At 68.1% G+C, this 16,505-nt stretch carries 29 protein-coding genes; all 29 read right to left on the bottom strand.

Annotated elements, in window-relative coordinates; translation table 11 throughout:
* Positions 1-29 precede the first annotated feature (29 nt).
* Entirely contained in the window at positions 30-452 is a 423-nt protein-coding gene (gene rplQ, locus QR78_RS02125) for a 50S ribosomal protein L17 (RefSeq protein WP_048425837.1), read from the bottom strand.
* Between the two features lie 150 nt (positions 453-602).
* The gene (locus tag QR78_RS02120) at positions 603-1,640 is read right to left on the bottom strand and encodes a DNA-directed RNA polymerase subunit alpha (protein ID WP_210344715.1); all 1,038 of its coding nucleotides are present in this window, start codon (positions 1,638-1,640) and stop codon (positions 603-605) included.
* Between the two features lie 100 nt (positions 1,641-1,740).
* Positions 1,741-2,625, bottom strand: a complete 885-nt coding sequence (locus QR78_RS02115; protein WP_244276392.1) for an MBL fold metallo-hydrolase — start codon at positions 2,623-2,625, stop codon at positions 1,741-1,743.
* Positions 2,626-2,689: 64 nt separating this feature from the next.
* Positions 2,690-3,079, bottom strand: a complete 390-nt coding sequence (gene rpsK / locus QR78_RS02110) for a 30S ribosomal protein S11 (RefSeq protein ID WP_015928609.1) — start codon at positions 3,077-3,079, stop codon at positions 2,690-2,692.
* Positions 3,080-3,227: 148 nt separating this feature from the next.
* Positions 3,228-3,596 (bottom strand): 30S ribosomal protein S13, encoded by a 369-nt coding sequence (gene rpsM, locus QR78_RS02105; protein ID WP_048425835.1) that lies wholly within the window; start codon positions 3,594-3,596, stop codon positions 3,228-3,230.
* 207 nt (positions 3,597-3,803) lie between these two features.
* The gene (locus tag QR78_RS02100; RefSeq protein WP_048425834.1) at positions 3,804-4,403 is read right to left on the bottom strand and encodes an adenylate kinase; all 600 of its coding nucleotides are present in this window, start codon (positions 4,401-4,403) and stop codon (positions 3,804-3,806) included.
* 242 nt (positions 4,404-4,645) lie between these two features.
* Positions 4,646-5,983 carry a preprotein translocase subunit SecY gene (secY, locus tag QR78_RS02095; protein ID WP_048425833.1) on the bottom strand — a complete coding sequence of 446 codons (1,338 nt, stop codon included), beginning with the start codon at positions 5,981-5,983 and terminating at the stop codon, positions 4,646-4,648.
* A gap of 131 nt (positions 5,984-6,114) precedes the next feature.
* Complete coding sequence (gene rplO / locus QR78_RS02090) at positions 6,115-6,603, bottom strand: 50S ribosomal protein L15 (protein WP_048425832.1); 489 nt, start codon at positions 6,601-6,603, stop codon at positions 6,115-6,117.
* A gap of 10 nt (positions 6,604-6,613) precedes the next feature.
* A complete protein-coding gene (rpmD, locus tag QR78_RS02085) occupies positions 6,614-6,808 on the bottom strand; it encodes a 50S ribosomal protein L30 (protein ID WP_048425831.1) in 195 nt (64 codons plus the stop codon).
* A gap of 12 nt (positions 6,809-6,820) precedes the next feature.
* Positions 6,821-7,402: a 30S ribosomal protein S5 gene (gene rpsE / locus QR78_RS02080; RefSeq protein WP_048425830.1), complete on the bottom strand. Its 582-nt coding sequence runs from the start codon at positions 7,400-7,402 to the stop codon at positions 6,821-6,823.
* Between the two features lie 159 nt (positions 7,403-7,561).
* A complete protein-coding gene (gene rplR, locus QR78_RS02075) occupies positions 7,562-7,924 on the bottom strand; it encodes a 50S ribosomal protein L18 (protein WP_048425829.1) in 363 nt (120 codons plus the stop codon).
* Between the two features lie 9 nt (positions 7,925-7,933).
* Entirely contained in the window at positions 7,934-8,467 is a 534-nt protein-coding gene (gene rplF / locus QR78_RS02070) for a 50S ribosomal protein L6 (protein WP_048425828.1), read from the bottom strand.
* 36 nt (positions 8,468-8,503) lie between these two features.
* Positions 8,504-8,899, bottom strand: a complete 396-nt coding sequence (gene rpsH, locus QR78_RS02065; protein WP_048425827.1) for a 30S ribosomal protein S8 — start codon at positions 8,897-8,899, stop codon at positions 8,504-8,506.
* Positions 8,900-8,915: 16 nt separating this feature from the next.
* Positions 8,916-9,221, bottom strand: a complete 306-nt coding sequence (rpsN, locus tag QR78_RS02060) for a 30S ribosomal protein S14 (RefSeq protein ID WP_048425826.1) — start codon at positions 9,219-9,221, stop codon at positions 8,916-8,918.
* 41 nt (positions 9,222-9,262) lie between these two features.
* Positions 9,263-9,829, bottom strand: coding sequence for a 50S ribosomal protein L5 (gene rplE / locus QR78_RS02055; protein ID WP_048425825.1), 567 nt, complete (start codon positions 9,827-9,829; stop codon positions 9,263-9,265).
* Entirely contained in the window at positions 9,822-10,139 is a 318-nt protein-coding gene (gene rplX, locus QR78_RS02050; RefSeq protein ID WP_048425824.1) for a 50S ribosomal protein L24, read from the bottom strand. The genes rplE and rplX overlap by 8 nt, the downstream gene beginning before the upstream one ends.
* Positions 10,139-10,507 (bottom strand): 50S ribosomal protein L14, encoded by a 369-nt coding sequence (gene rplN, locus QR78_RS02045; protein WP_048425823.1) that lies wholly within the window; start codon positions 10,505-10,507, stop codon positions 10,139-10,141. Before rplN ends, rplX begins: the two co-directional genes overlap by 1 nt.
* Before the next feature lie 289 nt (positions 10,508-10,796).
* Complete coding sequence (rpsQ, locus tag QR78_RS02040) at positions 10,797-11,051, bottom strand: 30S ribosomal protein S17 (protein WP_048425822.1); 255 nt, start codon at positions 11,049-11,051, stop codon at positions 10,797-10,799.
* A 15-nt stretch (positions 11,052-11,066) separates the two neighbouring features.
* The gene (gene rpmC, locus QR78_RS02035; protein WP_048425821.1) at positions 11,067-11,282 is read right to left on the bottom strand and encodes a 50S ribosomal protein L29; all 216 of its coding nucleotides are present in this window, start codon (positions 11,280-11,282) and stop codon (positions 11,067-11,069) included.
* Positions 11,283-11,296: 14 nt separating this feature from the next.
* Positions 11,297-11,710 carry a 50S ribosomal protein L16 gene (gene rplP / locus QR78_RS02030; protein ID WP_048425820.1) on the bottom strand — a complete coding sequence of 138 codons (414 nt, stop codon included), beginning with the start codon at positions 11,708-11,710 and terminating at the stop codon, positions 11,297-11,299.
* A gap of 40 nt (positions 11,711-11,750) precedes the next feature.
* Positions 11,751-12,485, bottom strand: a complete 735-nt coding sequence (gene rpsC / locus QR78_RS02025; protein WP_048425819.1) for a 30S ribosomal protein S3 — start codon at positions 12,483-12,485, stop codon at positions 11,751-11,753.
* A gap of 10 nt (positions 12,486-12,495) precedes the next feature.
* Positions 12,496-12,879 carry a 50S ribosomal protein L22 gene (gene rplV, locus QR78_RS02020; RefSeq protein ID WP_048425818.1) on the bottom strand — a complete coding sequence of 128 codons (384 nt, stop codon included), beginning with the start codon at positions 12,877-12,879 and terminating at the stop codon, positions 12,496-12,498.
* Between the two features lies 1 nt (position 12,880).
* A complete protein-coding gene (gene rpsS, locus QR78_RS02015) occupies positions 12,881-13,159 on the bottom strand; it encodes a 30S ribosomal protein S19 (protein ID WP_048425817.1) in 279 nt (92 codons plus the stop codon).
* 12 nt (positions 13,160-13,171) lie between these two features.
* On the bottom strand, positions 13,172-14,008 hold the full coding sequence (gene rplB, locus QR78_RS02010) for a 50S ribosomal protein L2 (protein WP_048425816.1): 837 nt from the start codon (positions 14,006-14,008) through the stop codon (positions 13,172-13,174).
* 25 nt (positions 14,009-14,033) lie between these two features.
* Positions 14,034-14,330: a 50S ribosomal protein L23 gene (locus tag QR78_RS02005; protein WP_048425815.1), complete on the bottom strand. Its 297-nt coding sequence runs from the start codon at positions 14,328-14,330 to the stop codon at positions 14,034-14,036.
* Complete coding sequence (gene rplD / locus QR78_RS02000) at positions 14,327-14,947, bottom strand: 50S ribosomal protein L4 (RefSeq protein WP_048425814.1); 621 nt, start codon at positions 14,945-14,947, stop codon at positions 14,327-14,329. Before rplD ends, QR78_RS02005 begins: the two co-directional genes overlap by 4 nt.
* Positions 14,947-15,699: a 50S ribosomal protein L3 gene (gene rplC / locus QR78_RS01995; RefSeq protein WP_048425813.1), complete on the bottom strand. Its 753-nt coding sequence runs from the start codon at positions 15,697-15,699 to the stop codon at positions 14,947-14,949. The genes rplD and rplC overlap by 1 nt, the downstream gene beginning before the upstream one ends.
* Before the next feature lie 47 nt (positions 15,700-15,746).
* Positions 15,747-16,055, bottom strand: a complete 309-nt coding sequence (rpsJ, locus tag QR78_RS01990) for a 30S ribosomal protein S10 (RefSeq protein WP_012330343.1) — start codon at positions 16,053-16,055, stop codon at positions 15,747-15,749.
* A gap of 80 nt (positions 16,056-16,135) precedes the next feature.
* Positions 16,136-16,505 (bottom strand): EF-Tu C-terminal domain-related protein (locus tag QR78_RS01985; RefSeq protein ID WP_048425812.1); only part of this gene is annotated, 370 nt, incomplete at its 5' end.

The raw sequence follows: 16,505 nt of genomic DNA, 5'->3' as shown, positions 1-16,505 counted from the left end.
CTTCGAAGACGTCGAGAAGGTCGAGCGGATTACTCCGCGGGGGTCTCGTCGGCGACCTGGACCGGGCCGGAATCCTTGCCGCGGGCGTCGACGTCGCGATCGACGAACTCGATCACCGCCATCGGGGCGTTGTCGCCGTAGCGGAAGCCGGCCTTCATGATGCGGCAATAGCCGCCCGGACGGCCCTCGTAGCGGGGGCCGAGCACGTCGAACAGCTTCTTGACCATCACCTCGTCGCCGCGCAGAGCCGCGATCGCCTGACGGCGGGCATGCAGGTCGCCGCGCTTGCCCAGCGTGATCAGCTTCTCGACGACCGGACGCAGGTCCTTGGCCTTCGGCAGGGTGGTGATGATCTGCTCGTGCTTGATCAGCGCGGCCGACATGTTCGAGAACATCGCCTTGCGATGCTCGACGGTGCGGTTGAAGCGACGACCCCGGAAACCGTGACGCATGGCTCTCTCCTTTGGTTCTCGGCCGCCGTGCCACGGGTCGGCCGTCCTTTGTGGTGCGAGGGCGGTGAACCGCCACTCCGGATGCGCCGCCCATCGGACGGCGCATCCGGAGTGGCGGCGCGGGACCTACCGTCCCGCGCCGCGACCGGCTCAGTAATGCTCTTCGAAGCGCTTGGCGAGATCCTCGATGTTCTCCGGCGGCCAGCCGGGAACGTCCATGCCGAGGTGCAGGCCCATCGCGGCCAGCACTTCCTTGATCTCGTTGAGCGACTTGCGGCCGAAGTTCGGGGTGCGGAGCATCTCCGCCTCGGTCTTCTGGATGAGGTCGCCGATATAGACGATGTTGTCGTTCTTGAGGCAGTTGGCCGAGCGGACCGACAGCTCGAGCTCGTCGACCTTCTTGAGCAGCGCCGGGTTGAAGGGCAGCTGCGGCGCCAGCGGCGCGGCCTCCTCCTTGCGGGGCTCCTCGAAGTTCACGAAGATCTGGAGCTGGTCCTGGATGATGCGGGCGGCATAGGCCAGCGCATCCTCGGGCGAGACCGCACCGTTGGTCTCGACCGTCATGGTCAGCTTGTCCTTGTCGAGATCCTGGCCCTCGCGGGTGTTCTCGATACGGTAGGACACCTTGGTGACGGGCGAGAACAGCGCGTCGACCGGGATCAGGCCGATCGGGGCGTCTTCGGGACGGTTGCGGTCGGCCGGGACGTAGCCCTTGCCGGCCGAGACCGTGAACTCCATGCGGATCTCGGCGCCGTCGTCCAGCGTGCAGAGCACCAGGTCGGGGTTGAGGATCTGCACGTCGCCGATCGTGGCGATGTCGCCGGCGGTCACGAGGCCCGGGCCGGTCTTGCGCAGGGTCATGCGCTTGGGCGTGTCGCTGGACGAGCGGATCGCGATGGTCTTGATGTTGAGGACGATGTCGGTGACGTCCTCGCGAACGCCCGGGATCGACGAGAACTCGTGCAGCACGCCGTCGATCTGGACGGCGGTGACCGCCGCGCCCTGGAGCGAGGACAGGAGGACCCGGCGCAGCGAGTTGCCGAGGGTGGTGCCGAAGCCGCGCTCCAGCGGCTCGGCCACCACGGTGGCGATCCGCTTCGGGTCGTGCCCGGGGGTGACCTCGAGCTTGTTCGGCTTGATCAGCTCTTGCCAGTTCTTCTGAATGACCACGTTCGCACCTCTCGCCAACTTACACCGGGGCAACCCCGAAGGGCCCTCCCCTCGCGATCCCTCCCGCGCCCGGGAGACACCGCCGTCCTGATCTCTCACGCGTTCGAAGCAGGGGCGGTCAGGACGCCGCGCTCCACTGCTCCGGGACCCAGGCGAAGCCGGCGCCGTCGCGCCGGACATAGCCGAGGGCCGGAAAATCGAGATGCATCCCGGCGACCAGGCTGCGCTCGGCGGCGACCTGGTCGAGGATGCGCTTGCGGGTGGCGGCCGCCACCGCGCCGTCCACGTCGAAGGTCAGACCGACCTCCGGACGGGCGAGCTGGATCGCCGGCAGATGCACCACGTCGCCCCAGATCAGCAGGGAGCGGTCTCCCGACTGGACCCGGTAGGCGGTGTGGCCCGGCGTGTGGCCGGGCGCCGGGATCGCCTCGATCCCCGGCAGCACCTCGCCCCCGCCGGCCCGGCGAATCCGGCCGCCATAGGCCGAAACGAGGCCTTGCGCGCGGCGAAAGCCCGCCTTGGCGCCCTCCGGGGCACGGGCCTCGGCGCCTTCGGCGAGCCAGTAGGCGGCCTCCGCCTCCGGGATCACCACCTCGGCGTTGGGGAACGCCACGGCGCCGTCCCGCGCGATCAAGCCGCCGATGTGATCGGAATGCAGGTGGGTCACCAGCACCGTTCCGACGTCCTCGGGCGCCACGCCGCAGGCGGCGAGCGCCTTCGGCAGGTGGCCGAGGGTGTCGGGACCGCCCGCCCCCATGCCGGCATCGACCAGCACGGGTTTCGCCCCGCCGAGGATCAGGAAGGCGTTCACGGTGATCCGCGGCGCGGCCGCGTCCCGGAACCCCTCCGCCTGCAGCCGCCCCGCCTCGTCGGCGGGAATGCCCTGCACCAGCCCGAGCGAGGCCACGAGATGACCGTCGTTCAGGGCGACCACAACGCGATCGCCCAGCGTCCAGGGGAGGACGCCGGGGCGGGCGAAGTCGGCGGTGGGAGCTATCGACACGCAATCCTCTTCGCGGGCCGTCGGCCGGGGAGCCCGCAAGGGGCTCCCCGGGACGTGGGGACGATCAGACGCGACGACGCTTGCGCGGACGGCAGCCGTTGTGCGGGATCGGGGTCACGTCGCGGATCGACGTCACCGTGAAGCCCGCGGCCTGCAGCGCGCGAAGCGCCGACTCGCGACCCGAACCGGGGCCCGAGACCTCGACCTCGAGGGTGCGCATGCCGTGCTCGGCGGCCTTGCGGCCGGCATCCTCGGCGGCGACCTGGGCGGCGTAGGGCGTCGACTTGCGGGAGCCCTTGAAGCCCATGGCGCCGGCCGACGACCACGAGATCGTGTTGCCCTGAGCGTCCGTGATGGTGATCATCGTGTTGTTGAACGAGGCGTTCACGTGGGCGACGCCCGACACGATGTTCTTGCGTTCGCGACGACGGACGCGGGTTGCTTCCTTGGCCATACTGTCTTTCGATCCTTCAGGCGCGCCCGTGGTGCCAGGCGCTCGGGACGTGTCTTGCGGGTGTCGTGAGCGGCGCTGGCGCGCCGCCGGTGTCGGGCAGGCCTCGGGACCTGATCCCGGGACCCGCCGATCCTATGCTGACCGCGGCTTACTTCTTCTTGCCGGCGATCGGCTTCGCCTTGCCCTTGCGGGTACGGGCGTTGGTGTGGGTGCGCTGGCCGCGGACCGGCAGGTTGCGGCGGTGACGCAGGCCGCGGTAGCAGCCGAGATCCATCAGGCGCTTGATGTTCATCGAGACTTCGCGACGCAGGTCGCCCTCGACGACGTAGTCGCGGTCGATGGTCTCGCGGATCTGCAGCACCTCGGCGTCGGTGAGCTGGTTCACGCGACGCTCGGCCGGAATGCCGACCTTCTCGGTGATCTCCTCGGCCTTCTTGGCGCCGATGCCGTGGATGTACTGGAGCGCGATGACGACGCGCTTGTTGGTCGGGATGTTGACGCCGGCGATACGGGCCATGGTGTCCTGCTCTCCATCACGTCCGCGGCCGTGGCCGGGACGATGTTTCTGGTGTCGCGCGCGTCCGGTGGAGCCCGGCCCCTGCGCGCCGTCCCGACGGCAAATCGGCCCGGAGCGGCCTCCAAAGAGGCTCGCCGGGCCGTCCGGGTCTGAACGAAGGAGCGCCCACTAGCGCGGGCGCGCCGGCTTGTCAACCGCGCCCCGCCCTCAGGCGGACACGGTCTGGAACGGGGCCAGCAGCGTCTCAAGCTGCTTCGTCACCTCGTCGATCGGCGCCATGCCGTCGACCTGGCGCAGCAGGCCGGTGCCGGCGTAATGCGCCGAGAGCGGCGCCGTCTGGGCGCGGTAGGCCTCGAGCCGGGTCTTGAAGACCTCCGGCGTGTCATCCTTGCGCACCGGCTCGCCGCGGGCCGCGGTCTCGGCGGCGCGCTTCGCGATCCGGCCGACGAGGGCGTCCTCGTCGACCTTGAACTCGACCACGGCGTCGAGGCGCAGGCCCTTCTGGGAGAGCATGGTCTCGAGGGCCACGGCCTGGGCGACGGTCCGCGGGAAGCCGTCGAGGATGAAGCCGGAGCGGGCATCCGCCTCCTCGATCCGGTCGGCGACGATGCCGATCACGATCTCGTCGGAGACGAGAGCGCCGCTCTCCATCAGGGCCTTGGCCTTGAGGCCGACCGGGGTACCGGCCGCGACGGCGGCGCGCAGCATGTCGCCGGTCGAGAGCTGCGGGATTCCGAACCGCTCGACGATGCGCGCCGATTGGGTGCCCTTCCCGGCGCCAGGCGGGCCGAGCAGAATGATCCGCATAACCTGTCTCTCCCCTCGGCCGCGTCTCGCCTTAGATCCTTCGTCCTCGGCGCGGCCTGTATGCTCGTTGTAGCCTGGGACCGGTTGCACCCGAAATCCGACCATGCGCTAAGGCCCGGACCCCCGTCCGAACCGGCGCAAGGGAAGCGACCATGCGCCAGGCGGACGCCCGGACGCAAGGGCATTGGACGCGAGGGCTCGCTCCGGGAACCCGGGCCGGCGAACCGGCCCGGGCGCCGCGATCAGCGCCGGCGGGCGCCGCGCAGCTTCGCCTTCTTCACCAGACCCTCGTACTGGTGCGCCAGCAGATGGCCGTGGACCTGCGCCACCGTGTCCATGGTGACCGAGACCACGATCAGCAGCGAGGTGCCGCCGAAGTAGAACGGCAGCGAGGCGTAGGAGACCAGGATCTCCGGGATCAGGCAGATCACCGTCAGGTAGGCGGCGCCGATCACCGTGATGCGGGACAGGACCTTGTCGATGAACTCGGCGGTGCGCTCGCCCGGACGGATGCCCGGGATGAAGCCGCCATGCTTCTTCAGGTTGTCCGCCGTCTCCTGCGGGTTGAACACCACCGCGGTGTAGAAGAACGCGAAGAAGATGATCAGGGCCGCGTAGAGCAGCATGTAGAGCGGCCGGCCGTGGCCGAGATAGGTCGCCATGGTGGCGATGATCCCGGTGCCGTTCGGATCGGTCTGGAAGCTCGCCGCCGTGGCCGGCAGCAGCAGCAGCGACGAAGCGAAGATCGGCGGGATGACGCCCGAGGTGTTGAGCTTGAGCGGCAGGAACGAGGTCTGGCCCTCGTACATCCGGTTGCCGACCTGGCGCTTGGGGTAGTTGATCAGGAGGCGGCGCTGGGCGCGCTCCATGAACACGATGAAGTAGACGACGGCGGCCGCCATCACGACGACGCCGAGGATCACCACCGTCGACAGCGCACCCTGGCGGCCGAGCTCGAGGGTGCCGGCGATGGCGGAGGGCAGGTGGGCGACGATGCCCGCGAAGATGATGAGCGAGGAGCCGTTGCCGATGCCCCGCGAGGTGATCTGCTCGCCGATCCACATCAGGAACAGCGTACCGCCGGTGAGCGTGATGACGGTCGAGACGAGGAAGAACGGCCCCGGGTCCTGCACGATGCCGCCGGAGCTCTGCAGCCCGACCGCGATGCCCCAGGCCTGGAAGATCGCCAGCACCACCGTCAGGTAGCGGGTGTACTGGTTGAGGACCTTGCGGCCGGACTCGCCCTCCTTCTTCAGCCCCTCGAGCGACGGCACCACCGAGGTGAGCAGCTGCACGATGATCGAGGCCGAGATATACGGCATGATGTTGAGCGCGAAGATCGCCATGCGCTCGACGGCACCGCCGGAGAACATGTTGAACAGGCCGAGCACGCCGCCCTGGGCGTTGGCGAAGCTCTGGCGCAGCGCGTCGGGATCGATGCCGGGCAGCGGGATGTAGGTCCCGAGCCGGTAGACGATCAGGGCGCCAAGCGTGAACCAGATCCGCTTCTTGAGCTCTTCGGCCTTGGCGATGGCGCCGAAGTTGAGGTTGGCGGCGAGCTGCTCGGCTGCAGAGGCCATGGGTTGAACGTCCTCGGGTCGGGTCCGCGGAGAGCGCGGCCAGGGATGCGCGGGCATCCCCCAAAACACGAGCGGCGGCCTCGCGCTGGTCGCACGGGCCGCCGCCGATGATCGGTGACTTAAAGTGTGCCTTAGGCCGACGCAACCGCGTCGTCGGCGGTGGCGAGCGACTGGGTCACCGAGCCGCCGGCCTTCTCGATCGCCTCGACCGCCGACTTCGACGCCCGGGAAACCTGGAACGTCAGCTTGGCGGTCAGCTCGCCGACGCCGAGGATCTTCACCCCGTCGCGGGCCTTGGAGACCACGCCGGCGGCGATCAGCGACTCGACGGTAACGGGAGCCGAGACGTCCAGCTTGCCGGCATCCACCGCCTGCTGGATGCGACCGATGTTGACCGCGTTGAGGTCGGTCGCGCCCGGGTTGTTAAAGCCGCGCTTGGGCAGGCGACGGTGGAGCGGCATCTGGCCGCCCTCGAAGCCCTTGATGGCGACGCCGGAGCGCGCCTTCTGGCCCTTCACGCCGCGGCCGCCGGTCTTGCCCTTGCCGGAGCCGATACCACGGCCGACGCGCATCCGCTTCTTGGTTGCGCCTTCGTTGTCACGGATTTCGTTGAGCTTCATGGTGCCCTCCTCAAGCCGCGTCGTCGAGAACGCGCACGAGGTGATGCACCTTCGCGATCATGCCGCGCACCGAGGGGGTGTCCTCCAGCGTCGCGATGCGGTGCATCTTGTTCAGCTTCAGGCCGACCAGCGTCTGACGCTGGCTGGCCTCGCGGCGGATCGGCGAGCCGATCTGCTGCACGCGGACGGTCTTCTTCTCAGCCATCGGAGCGCCTCCTTACGCCGCGTCGGCGGAATCGGCCGAAGCGGCCGAGTCGGCGTCACGACGGCGGGCCTGGAGGGCCGACACCTTGAGACCGCGGCGGGCCGCGACCGAACGGGGGGAATCCTCGTTCTTCAGCGCGTCGAAGGTGGCGCGCACGAGGTTATAGGGGTTCGAGGAGCCGAGCGACTTCGCCACGACGTCCTGCATGCCCAGGGTCTCGAAGACGGCGCGCATCGGGCCGCCGGCGATGATGCCGGTGCCGGCCGGGGCCGCGCGCAGGATGACCTTGCCGGCGCCGTGACGGCCCTGGACGTCGTGGTGCAGGGTGCGGCCCTCGCGGAGCGCCACGCGGACGAGACCGCGCTTGGCGGCTTCCGTCGCCTTGCGGATGGCCTCGGGAACCTCACGGGCCTTGCCGTGACCGAAACCGACGCGTCCCTTCTGGTCGCCGACGACGACGAGCGCCGCGAAACCGAAGCGACGGCCGCCCTTCACCACCTTGGCGACGCGGTTGATGTGGACCAGCTTGTCCACGAACTCGCTGTCGCGCTCCTCGCGGTCGTCGCGGCGACGACCCTCACGCTCACGTGCCATGTGTCATGTCCATTCGACTGACGCGGGCGGCGGTCCCGCTCGCAAAGTTTCGATCCGCCGTAACGAGAGAGGGAGCCTCGTCGGCCCCCTCGTCTCCTGGGACATCGTGCCGAACCCGGACGGGGCGGCGCTCGACGAGCGCCCTCCCCTCTTGCGGGATCAGAAGTCCAGGCCGCCCTCGCGGGCCGCGTCGGCCAGGGCCTTGACCCGGCCGTGATAGAGGTAGCCCGAGCGGTCGAAGATGACCTGGCTCACGCCGGCCGCCTTGGCACGCTCCGCCACCAGCTTGCCGACTTCCGTCGCGGCGGCCTTGTCGGCGCCGGTCTTGAGACGGCCGCGCAGGTCCTTCTCCAGGCTCGACGCGGCGGCCAGGGTGCGGCCGGTCGCGTCGTCGATGACCTGGACGTAGATCTGCTTGGAGGAGCGGAACACCGAGAGCCGCGGACGACCGTTGGCCGCCTTGCGGATCGCCCGCCGGACGCGCGCGCGGCGCCGGTCGAGCAGTTCGATTTTGCGAGACATCGGCGGTCCTTACTTCTTCTTGCCTTCCTTGCGGAAGATGAACTCGCCGGCGTACTTGACGCCCTTGCCCTTGTAGGGCTCGGGGCCGCGATAATCGCGGATCTCCGCCGCGACCTGACCGACGCGCTGCTTGTCGATACCGGTGACGATGATCTCGACCGGCCGGGGCGTGGCGATCGAGATCCCTTCCGGGATCGCGTACTCGATGTCGTGGCTGTAGCCGAGCGACAGCTTGAGAACCTTGCCGGCAACCGCAGCACGGTAGCCGACGCCGTTGATCTCGAGCTTCTTCTCGTAGCCCTTGGTGACGCCCTCGACCAGGTTCGACACCTGGGCGCGGGAGAGACCCCACATCGCGCGGGCCTCCTTGGACTGCGACCGGGGCTGGACCGAGATCGCGCCGTTCTCGTGCGCCACCGACACCTGGTCGGGGACCCGGAACTGCAGCTCGCCCTTCTGGCCCTTGATCTTGACGTTCTGGCCGTCGACGGTGGCGGTCACGCCGGCCGGGACGGTCACGGGCTTCTTGCCTACGCGGGACATGCTCGTCTTTCCTTTTCGGCTGTCAGGGTCTGCAGGTCAGAAGACCTTGCAGAGCACCTCGCCGCCGACGTTGCGCTCGCGCGCCTCGTGGTCGGCCATGACGCCCTGAGGGGTGGAGACGATGGTGATGCCCAGGCCGTCGGCGACGCGCGGCAGGGTATCGACCGACGAGTAGACCCGGCGGCCCGGCTTGGAGACGCGCTCGATCGAGCGGATCACCGGCTGGCCGTCGAAGTACTTGAGCTCGATCGCGAACTCGGTGCGCCCGTTGCCATAGTCGGTCGTGGCGTAGTCGCGGATGTAGCCCTCGGACTTCAGGACGTCGAGGACGCGCGCCCGCAGCTTGGAGCCGGGGGTCTGCACGACGTTGCGACGACGCATCTGGCCGTTGCGGATGCGGGTGAGCATATCGCCCACGGGATCGTTGATCATCTGTGGCGCCCTCCCCTTACCAGCTGGACTTGACCAGACCGGGGATCAGCCCCCGGGAACCCAGGTCGCGGAGCGCGACGCGGGAGATGCCGAGCTTACGGTAGTAAGCGCGGGGACGGCCGGTCATCTCGCAGCGGTTGCGGATGCGGGTCGGGCTGGAGTTGCGGGGCAGCTCCGCCAGCTTGAGGCGCGCCTCGAAGCGCTCCTCCATCGACAGCGACTCGTCGTTGGCGGTCGCCAGCAGCGCCTCGCGCTTCGGCGCGTAGAGCTTCACGAGCTCCCGCCGCTGCTTGTTCTTCTCGATCTTGCTCGTCTTAGCCATGTTCTAGCTCTCCAGTGTCCGCGTATGGGGGCGGTCAGCCCTCACTGCCGGAACGGGAAGTTGAAGTGCTTCAGGAGCGCCCGGGCCTCGGCATCGGTCTTGGCGGTGGTCGCCACGACGATGTCCATGCCCCAGGTGTTCTGGGCCTTGTCGTAGTTGATCTCGGGGAACACCAGGTGCTCCTTGATCCCGAGGGCGTAGTTGCCGCGCCCGTCGAACGACTTCGGGTTCAGGCCGCGGAAGTCACGCACGCGCGGCAGCGCGATGGTGATCAGGCGATCCATGAACTCGTACATCCGCTGCTTGCGCAGCGTGACCTTGCAGCCGATCGGCATGTTCTCGCGGACCTTGAAGGTCGCGATCGCCTTGCGGGCCCGGGTGATGACCGGCTTCTGGCCGACGATCAGGCCGAGATCCTCGGCGGCGACCGTGGCCTTCTTGGAGTCCTGGGTCGACTCGCCGACGCCCATGTTGACGACGATCTTCTCGATCGTCGGCACCTGCATGGGGTTGGTGTAGCCGAACTCCTCGATCAGCTTGGGACGCACCACTTCCTCGTAGTGCTTCTTGAGCCGCGGGGTGTACCCGTCCTTGAGCGCCTCAGCCATCGATCAGATCTCCCGAGCGCTTCGCGAAGCGAACCTTGCGCCCGTCTTCCAGAATGCGAAAACCAACCCGGGTGGGCTTGCCGTCCTTGGGGTCGGCGACCGCCAGGTTCGACAGGTGGATCGCCGCCTCCTTGGAGATGATCCCGCCCTCGGAGGTCTGGGTCTGGCGCGTATGGCGCTTCACCAGATTGATCCCCCGGACGAGCGCCCGGTCTTCCTTCGGCATCACCTGGATGACCTCGCCGGTGCGACCCTTGTCGCGGCCGGTCAGGACGACGACCTTGTCGCCCTTCTTCACCTTCGCAGCCATTACAGCACCTCCGGCGCCAGCGAGATGATCTTCATGTGGTTGCGAGCCCGCAGCTCGCGCGGCACGGGTCCGAAGATACGCGTGCCGATCGGCTCCTTCTGGTTGTTGATCAGCACCGCCGCGTTGCGGTCGAAGCGGATCACCGAACCGTCGGCCCGACGGACGTCCTTGGCGGTGCGAACGACGACCGCCTTCATGACGTCGCCCTTCTTCACGCGGCCCCGCGGAATAGCCTCCTTCACCGACACCACGATGATGTCGCCGACGCCGGCATACTTGCGCTTGGAACCGCCGAGCACCTTGATGCACATCACGCGACGTGCGCCGGAATTGTCGGCGACGTCCAGATTCGTCTGCATCTGGATCACGGCCTAACGCCCTTTCCTTGTTTCAGGCAGGTCTCCGTCGGGCACGATTGCCCGGCGGACGGCAGCCTGATGGGGATCTCGCGTCCCCGTCCATTAAAAGACCGCGCTGCAGCGCGATTGCTCGCGCTGGCGCGGTCAACGAACGCGATGAGGAGCGCGTCACACGCCCTTCATGTTTCGGTGGAGGCCGGCCGATTACACCGGATCGACCGTCCTGACAAGGCCTCGGGGGCACCAAAGGGCGCCCCCGACCGGCTTTGCGGCATCGCACGCCCGAAGGCGCGGCGCCCTACGCCTCGGCGGTCGCGACGGCCTCGCCCTCGACCAGCTTCCAGGTCTTGAGCTTGGAATAGGGCCGCGACTCCTCGATGAACACCTGCTGGCCGACCTTGGCCGCGTTGTTCTCGTCGTGAGCGTGGTAGTTCTTCGACCGGCGGATGGTCTTCTTCATCACCGGATGGGTGAAGCGACGCTCCACCTTCACGACGATGGTCTTGTCCTGCTTGTCGCTGACGACGACGCCCTGCAGCACGCGCTTCGGCATGGTGGTAACTCCCCCTTAGCCCTGCGCCGCCTGCAGCGTCTTCTGGCGCTGCAGGGTACGGACGCGGGCGATGTCGCGGCGCACTTCGCGCACCCGGGCGACGTTCTCGAGCTGACCCGTGGCCCGCTGGAAGCGCAGGTTGAACTGCTCCTTCTTCAGGTTCAGGAGCTCCTCGCCGAGCTGATCCGGCGACAGCGCGCTCAGGTCAGACAGCCTCTGGCTCGACTTCATCTCGAATATTCTCCTCAGTCGGCGATGCGCTGGATGAAGCGCGTGCGGACCGGCAGCTTGGCGGCACCCAGGCGCAACGCCTCGCGGGCGATGTCCTCGGCCACGCCGTCGATCTCGAACATGATGCGGCCCGGATGCACGCGGGCGGCCCAGTACTCGGGCGCGCCCTTGCCGGAGCCCATGCGGACTTCGGTCGGCTTCGCGGTCACGGGGACGTCGGGGAAGATCCGGATCCAGACCCGGCCCTGACGCTTCATCTCGCGGGTGATCGCGCGGCGGGCCGCCTCGATCTGACGCGCGGTGATCCGCTCCGGCTCCATGGCCTTGAGGCCGTAGGAGCCGAAGTTCAGATCGGTTCCGCCCTTCGCGGCGCCGTGGATGCGGCCCTTGAACTGCTTGCGGAACTTCGTCTTCTTGGGTTGCAGCATGGCAGCCTCTCAAAACTGAAGGGCGGGAGACGGGCGGCCCTTAGGCCGCCGCGTCCCGTCCGCCGCGCTCGCCGCGCTCACGGTCGCGACGTCCGCCCGAACGGCCGCCCTCCTCGTGCGCGCGCTTGTCCTGGGCCATCGGGTCGTGCTCGAGGATCTCGCCCTTGAACACCCACACCTTGATGCCGCAGGTGCCGTAGGTCGTGAACGCCGTGGCCGTGCCGTAATCGACGTCGGCGCGCAGCGTATGCAGGGGCACGCGGCCCTCGCGGTACCACTCGAGCCGGGCGATCTCGGCGCCGCCGAGGCGGCCGGCGCAGTTGATGCGGATGCCCTCGGCGCCCAGACGCATCGCCGACTGCACGGCGCGCTTCATGGCACGACGGAAGGCGACGCGGCGCTCGAGCTGCTGGGCGATCGAATCGGCCACCAGGGTGGCGTCGATCTCGGGCTTGCGCACCTCGACGATGTTGATCGTCACGTCGGCCTTGGTCATCGAGTTGACGAGCTTGCGCAGCTTCTCGATGTCCGCACCCTTCTTGCCGATCACCACGCCCGGGCGGCCCGAGTGGATGGTGACGCGGCACTTCTTGTGCGGGCGCTCGATGACGATCTTGGAGACCGCGGCCTGCTTGAGCTGCTTGAGCAGCGCTTTGCGGATCGCGACGTCCTCGTGCATCAGGCGAGCGTACTCGCCCTTGTTGGCGTACCAGCGCGAGTCCCAGGTCCGGTTGATGCCGAGACGCAGACCGATCGGATTGACTTTCTGACCCATCGGTCCCTCCTCAGGCGACTTCGGCCGGGACTTCGCGCACCACGATGGTGAGGTTCGCGAACGGCTTCAGGATGCGGGCGCCACGGCCGCGGGCGCGGGCGTGGAAGCGCTTGAGAACCAGCGCCTTGCCGACATAGGCCTCCTTCACGACGAGATCGTCCACGTCCAGGTCGTGGTTGTTCTCGGCGTTGGCGATGGCGCTCTCGAGGCACTTGCGGACGTCGACCGCGATCCGCTTGCGCGAGAACTGCAGGTCGGCGAGCGCGTGCGAGACCTTCTTGCCGCGGATGAGCTGAGCCACGAGGTTCAGCTTCTGCGGGCTGACGCGCAGCATGCGCGCCACGGCCTTGGCCTCGTTCTCGGGGAGCGCGCGGGGTGCTGCTGCCTTGCCCATCTTAGCGCCTCTTCGCCTTCTTGTCGGCCGCGTGACCGTGGAAGGTGCGGGTCGGCGAGAACTCGCCGAACTTGTGACCGACCATTTCCTCGGAAACGTAGACCGGGATGTGCTTCTGCCCGTTGTAGACCCCGAAGGTCAGACCAACGAAATGCGGAAGGATCGTGGAGCGACGGCTCCAGATCTTGATCACCTCGTTGCGGCTCGCGCCGCGCGCGGCGTCCGCCTTCTTGAGGAGGTAGCCGTCGATGAACGGCCCCTTCCAGATTGAACGTGCCATGGGACGACGCCCTTACTTCTTGCGGTTGTGGCGGCTCGACACGATGAACGTGTCGGTGCGCTTGTTCGAGCGGGTCTTCTTGCCCTTGGTGGGGACACCCCACGGCGTGACCGGATGACGACCGCCCGACGTGCGACCCTCGCCGCCGCCGTGCGGGTGGTCGACCGGGTTCATCGCGACGCCGCGGTTGTGCGGACGCTTGCCGAGCCAGCGGTTGCGACCCGCCTTGCCGAGCGAGATGTTCATGTGGTCGGGGTTCGAGACCGCGCCCACCGTCGCGTAGCACTGGCCGTGCACCAGGCGCTGCTCGCCCGAGTTCAGGCGCAGCGTGACGTAGCCCTGGTCGCGGCCGACGATCTGGGCGTAGTTGCCCGCGGACCGGGCGATCGCCCCGCCCTTGCCGATCTTCAGCTCGACGTTGTGCACGATCGTGCCGACCGGCATGCTGCCGAGCGGCATGGCGTTGCCGGGCTTGATGTCGACCTGCTCGCCCGAGACGACCTTGTCGCCGGCCTTCACGCGCTGCGGAGCCAGGATGTAGCTCTGCGCGCCGCCCTCGTAGCTGACGAGGGCGATGAACGCCGTGCGGTTGGGATCGTACTCGATCCGCTCGACCGTGCCGACCTTGCCGGCGTGCTCACGCCGCTTGAAGTCGATGAGGCGCAGCGTCCGCTTGTGGCCACCGCCGCGGAAGCGGACGGTGACGCGGCCGAGGTTGTTGCGGCCGCCGGTGGACGACTTGCCCACCGTCAGCGCCTTGACCGGCTTGCCCTTGTAGAGCTCCGAACGGTCCACGATCACGAGCTGGCGAAGGCTCGGCGTGACCGGCTTGAATGTCTTCAAAGCCATTGGCTTGTTTCCTTACGCCGTTCCCTCAGAGCCCGGTCGTGACGTCGATGGTCTGGCCCTCTTCGAGGGTGACGATCGCCTTCTTCACGTCCGAACGCTGACCGCGCTGACCGCGGAACATCTTGGCCTTGCCCTTGGTGACAAGCGTGTTGACGCTCTTCACCTTGACCTCGAACAGCTTCTCGACCGCTTCCTTGATCTGCGGCTTCGTCGCCTTCGGGGCCACCCGGAACACAACCTTGTTGAGCTCCGAGAGGTTCGTCGCCTTCTCGGTGATGACCGGGGAGACGATCACGTCGTAGTGGCGCGGATCAGCGCTCATTTGAATCGCGCCTCCAGCGCATCGACGGCGGCGCGGGTCAGCACGAGCTTCTCGCGGCGCAGGATGTCGTAGACGTTGATGCCCTGCACCGGCAGGACGTCGATCTGCGGCAGGTTGCGGGCCGCACGGGCGAAGTTCTGGTCGAGCTCGGCGCCGCCGATGATCAGGGCGTTCGAGAGCGACAGCTTGCCGAACCGCTCCTTGAGCGCCTTGGTCTTGCCCTCCTCGAGGCGGGCGTCGTCCATGACGATCAGCGCCGCGCTCTTGGCCTTGGCCGAGAGGGCGTGGCGGAGCGCCAGCGCCCGGACCTTCTTGGGAAGGTCGTGGGCGTGCGAGCGGGTGACCGGGCCGTGGGCCCGAGCGCCGCCGCGGAACTGCGGGGCGGAGGCAGCGCCGTGACGGGCGTTACCGGTGCCCTTCTGCTTGTAGAGCTTCTTGGTCGTGCGGGCGATCTCGCCGCGCTGCTTGGTCTGGTGGGTCCCAGCCTGGCGCTTGGCGAGCTGCCAGCGGACGCAGCGCTGCAGCAGGTCGGCGCGGGGCTCGAGACCGAAGATGGCCTCGTCGAGCTCGACCGAGCCGGCCTCGGCGCCGTCGAGCGTGGTGATCTCGAACTTCATCACGCGTTCTCCTCGGTGGCCGGAGCCGCGGGAGCCTCGACCTGAGCGTCGGCAGGGGTCTCCTGCGCCGCAGCGGTCTGCTCACGGAACTTGCCCGGCATCGGCACGTCGGCCGGCAGCTTGCGCTTCACGGCGTCGCGGACGAAGATCCAGCCGCCGTCGACACCCGGCACCGAGCCCTCGACCAGGATCAGGCCGCGCTCGACATCGGTGCGCACGACGCGCAGGTTCTGGGTCGTGACCCGCTCGACACCGAGGTGACCCGGCATCTTCTTGTTCTTGAAGGTCTTGCCCGGGTCCTGACGGCCGCCGGTCGAACCGATCGACCGGTGCGAGATCGACACGCCGTGCGTGGCGCGCAAGCCCCCGAAGTTCCAGCGCTTCATGCCGCCGGCGAAGCCCTTGCCGGTGGTCGTGCCCGTCACGTCGACGAACTGACCCGCCAGGAAGTGGTCCGCGGTGATCTCGGCACCGACCGGGATGATCGCATCCTCGGTGACGCGGAACTCGGCCAGCTTCCGCTTCGGCTCGACCTTCGCGACAGCGAAGTGGCCGCGCTGGGCCTTGGACACGTTCTTGACCTTGGCCTTGCCGACGCCCACCTGGAGCGCGACGTAGCCGTTCTTCTCGACCGTGCGGTGGGCCACCACCTGGCACTGATCGACCTTGAGCACCGTGACCGGAACATGCTCGCCGGCGTCCGTGAAGACGCGGGTCATGCCGACCTTCTGTGCAATGACTCCTGAGCGCATGGTTCTCCCCCGCGCGGCCTAGTGAAGCTCTAAGAACCCGCGGGTCCTCAGAGCTTGATCTCCACGTCGACGCCGGCGGCGAGGTCGAGCTTCATCAGCGCGTCCACGGTCTGGGGCGTCGGATCGACGATGTCGAGCACGCGCTTGTGAGTGCGCATCTCGAACTGCTCGCGCGACTTCTTGTCGATGTGGGGCGAGCGGTTGACGGTGAAGCGCTCGATCCGGGTCGGCAGCGGGATGGGCCCGCGAACCTGGGCCCCGGTCCGCTTCGCCGTCGAGACGATCTCGCGGGTCGACGAATCCAGGATGCGATGATCGAACGCCTTGAGGCGAATACGGATGTTCTGGCCGTTCATGTGATGTCTACCTCGCGACGGGATGGGGCGGGCACGAGGCCCGCCCCGTCACCTGTCCGCTCGTGGAAGCGCCTGGACGCTTACTCGGTGATGGAGGCGACGACGCCGGCGCCGACGGTGCGGCCGCCCTCGCGGATGGCGAAGCGGAGCTTCTCCTCCATGGCGACCGGCACGATCAGCGTGACGTCCATGGTCACGTTGTCGCCCGGCATCACCATCTCGGTGCCCTCGGGGAGCTGGCACACGCCGGTCACGTCCGTGGTCCGGAAGTAGAACTGCGGACGGTAGTTGGTGAAGAACGGCGTGTGGCGGCCGCCCTCCTCCTTCGTCAGGATGTACGCCTCGGCCTTGAACCGGGTGTGCGGCTTCACCGAACCCGGCTTGCACACGACCTGGCCGCGCTCCACGTCCTCGCGCTTCGTGCCGCGCAGCAGCACGCCGACGTTGTCG

Source organism: Methylobacterium indicum (genome assembly GCF_001043895.1).
GTDB classification, from domain to species: Bacteria; Pseudomonadota; Alphaproteobacteria; order Rhizobiales; family Beijerinckiaceae; genus Methylobacterium; species Methylobacterium indicum.
The sequence above is the reverse complement of the archived record's forward strand: the minus strand, read 5'-3'. Positions and strand labels throughout refer to the sequence as shown.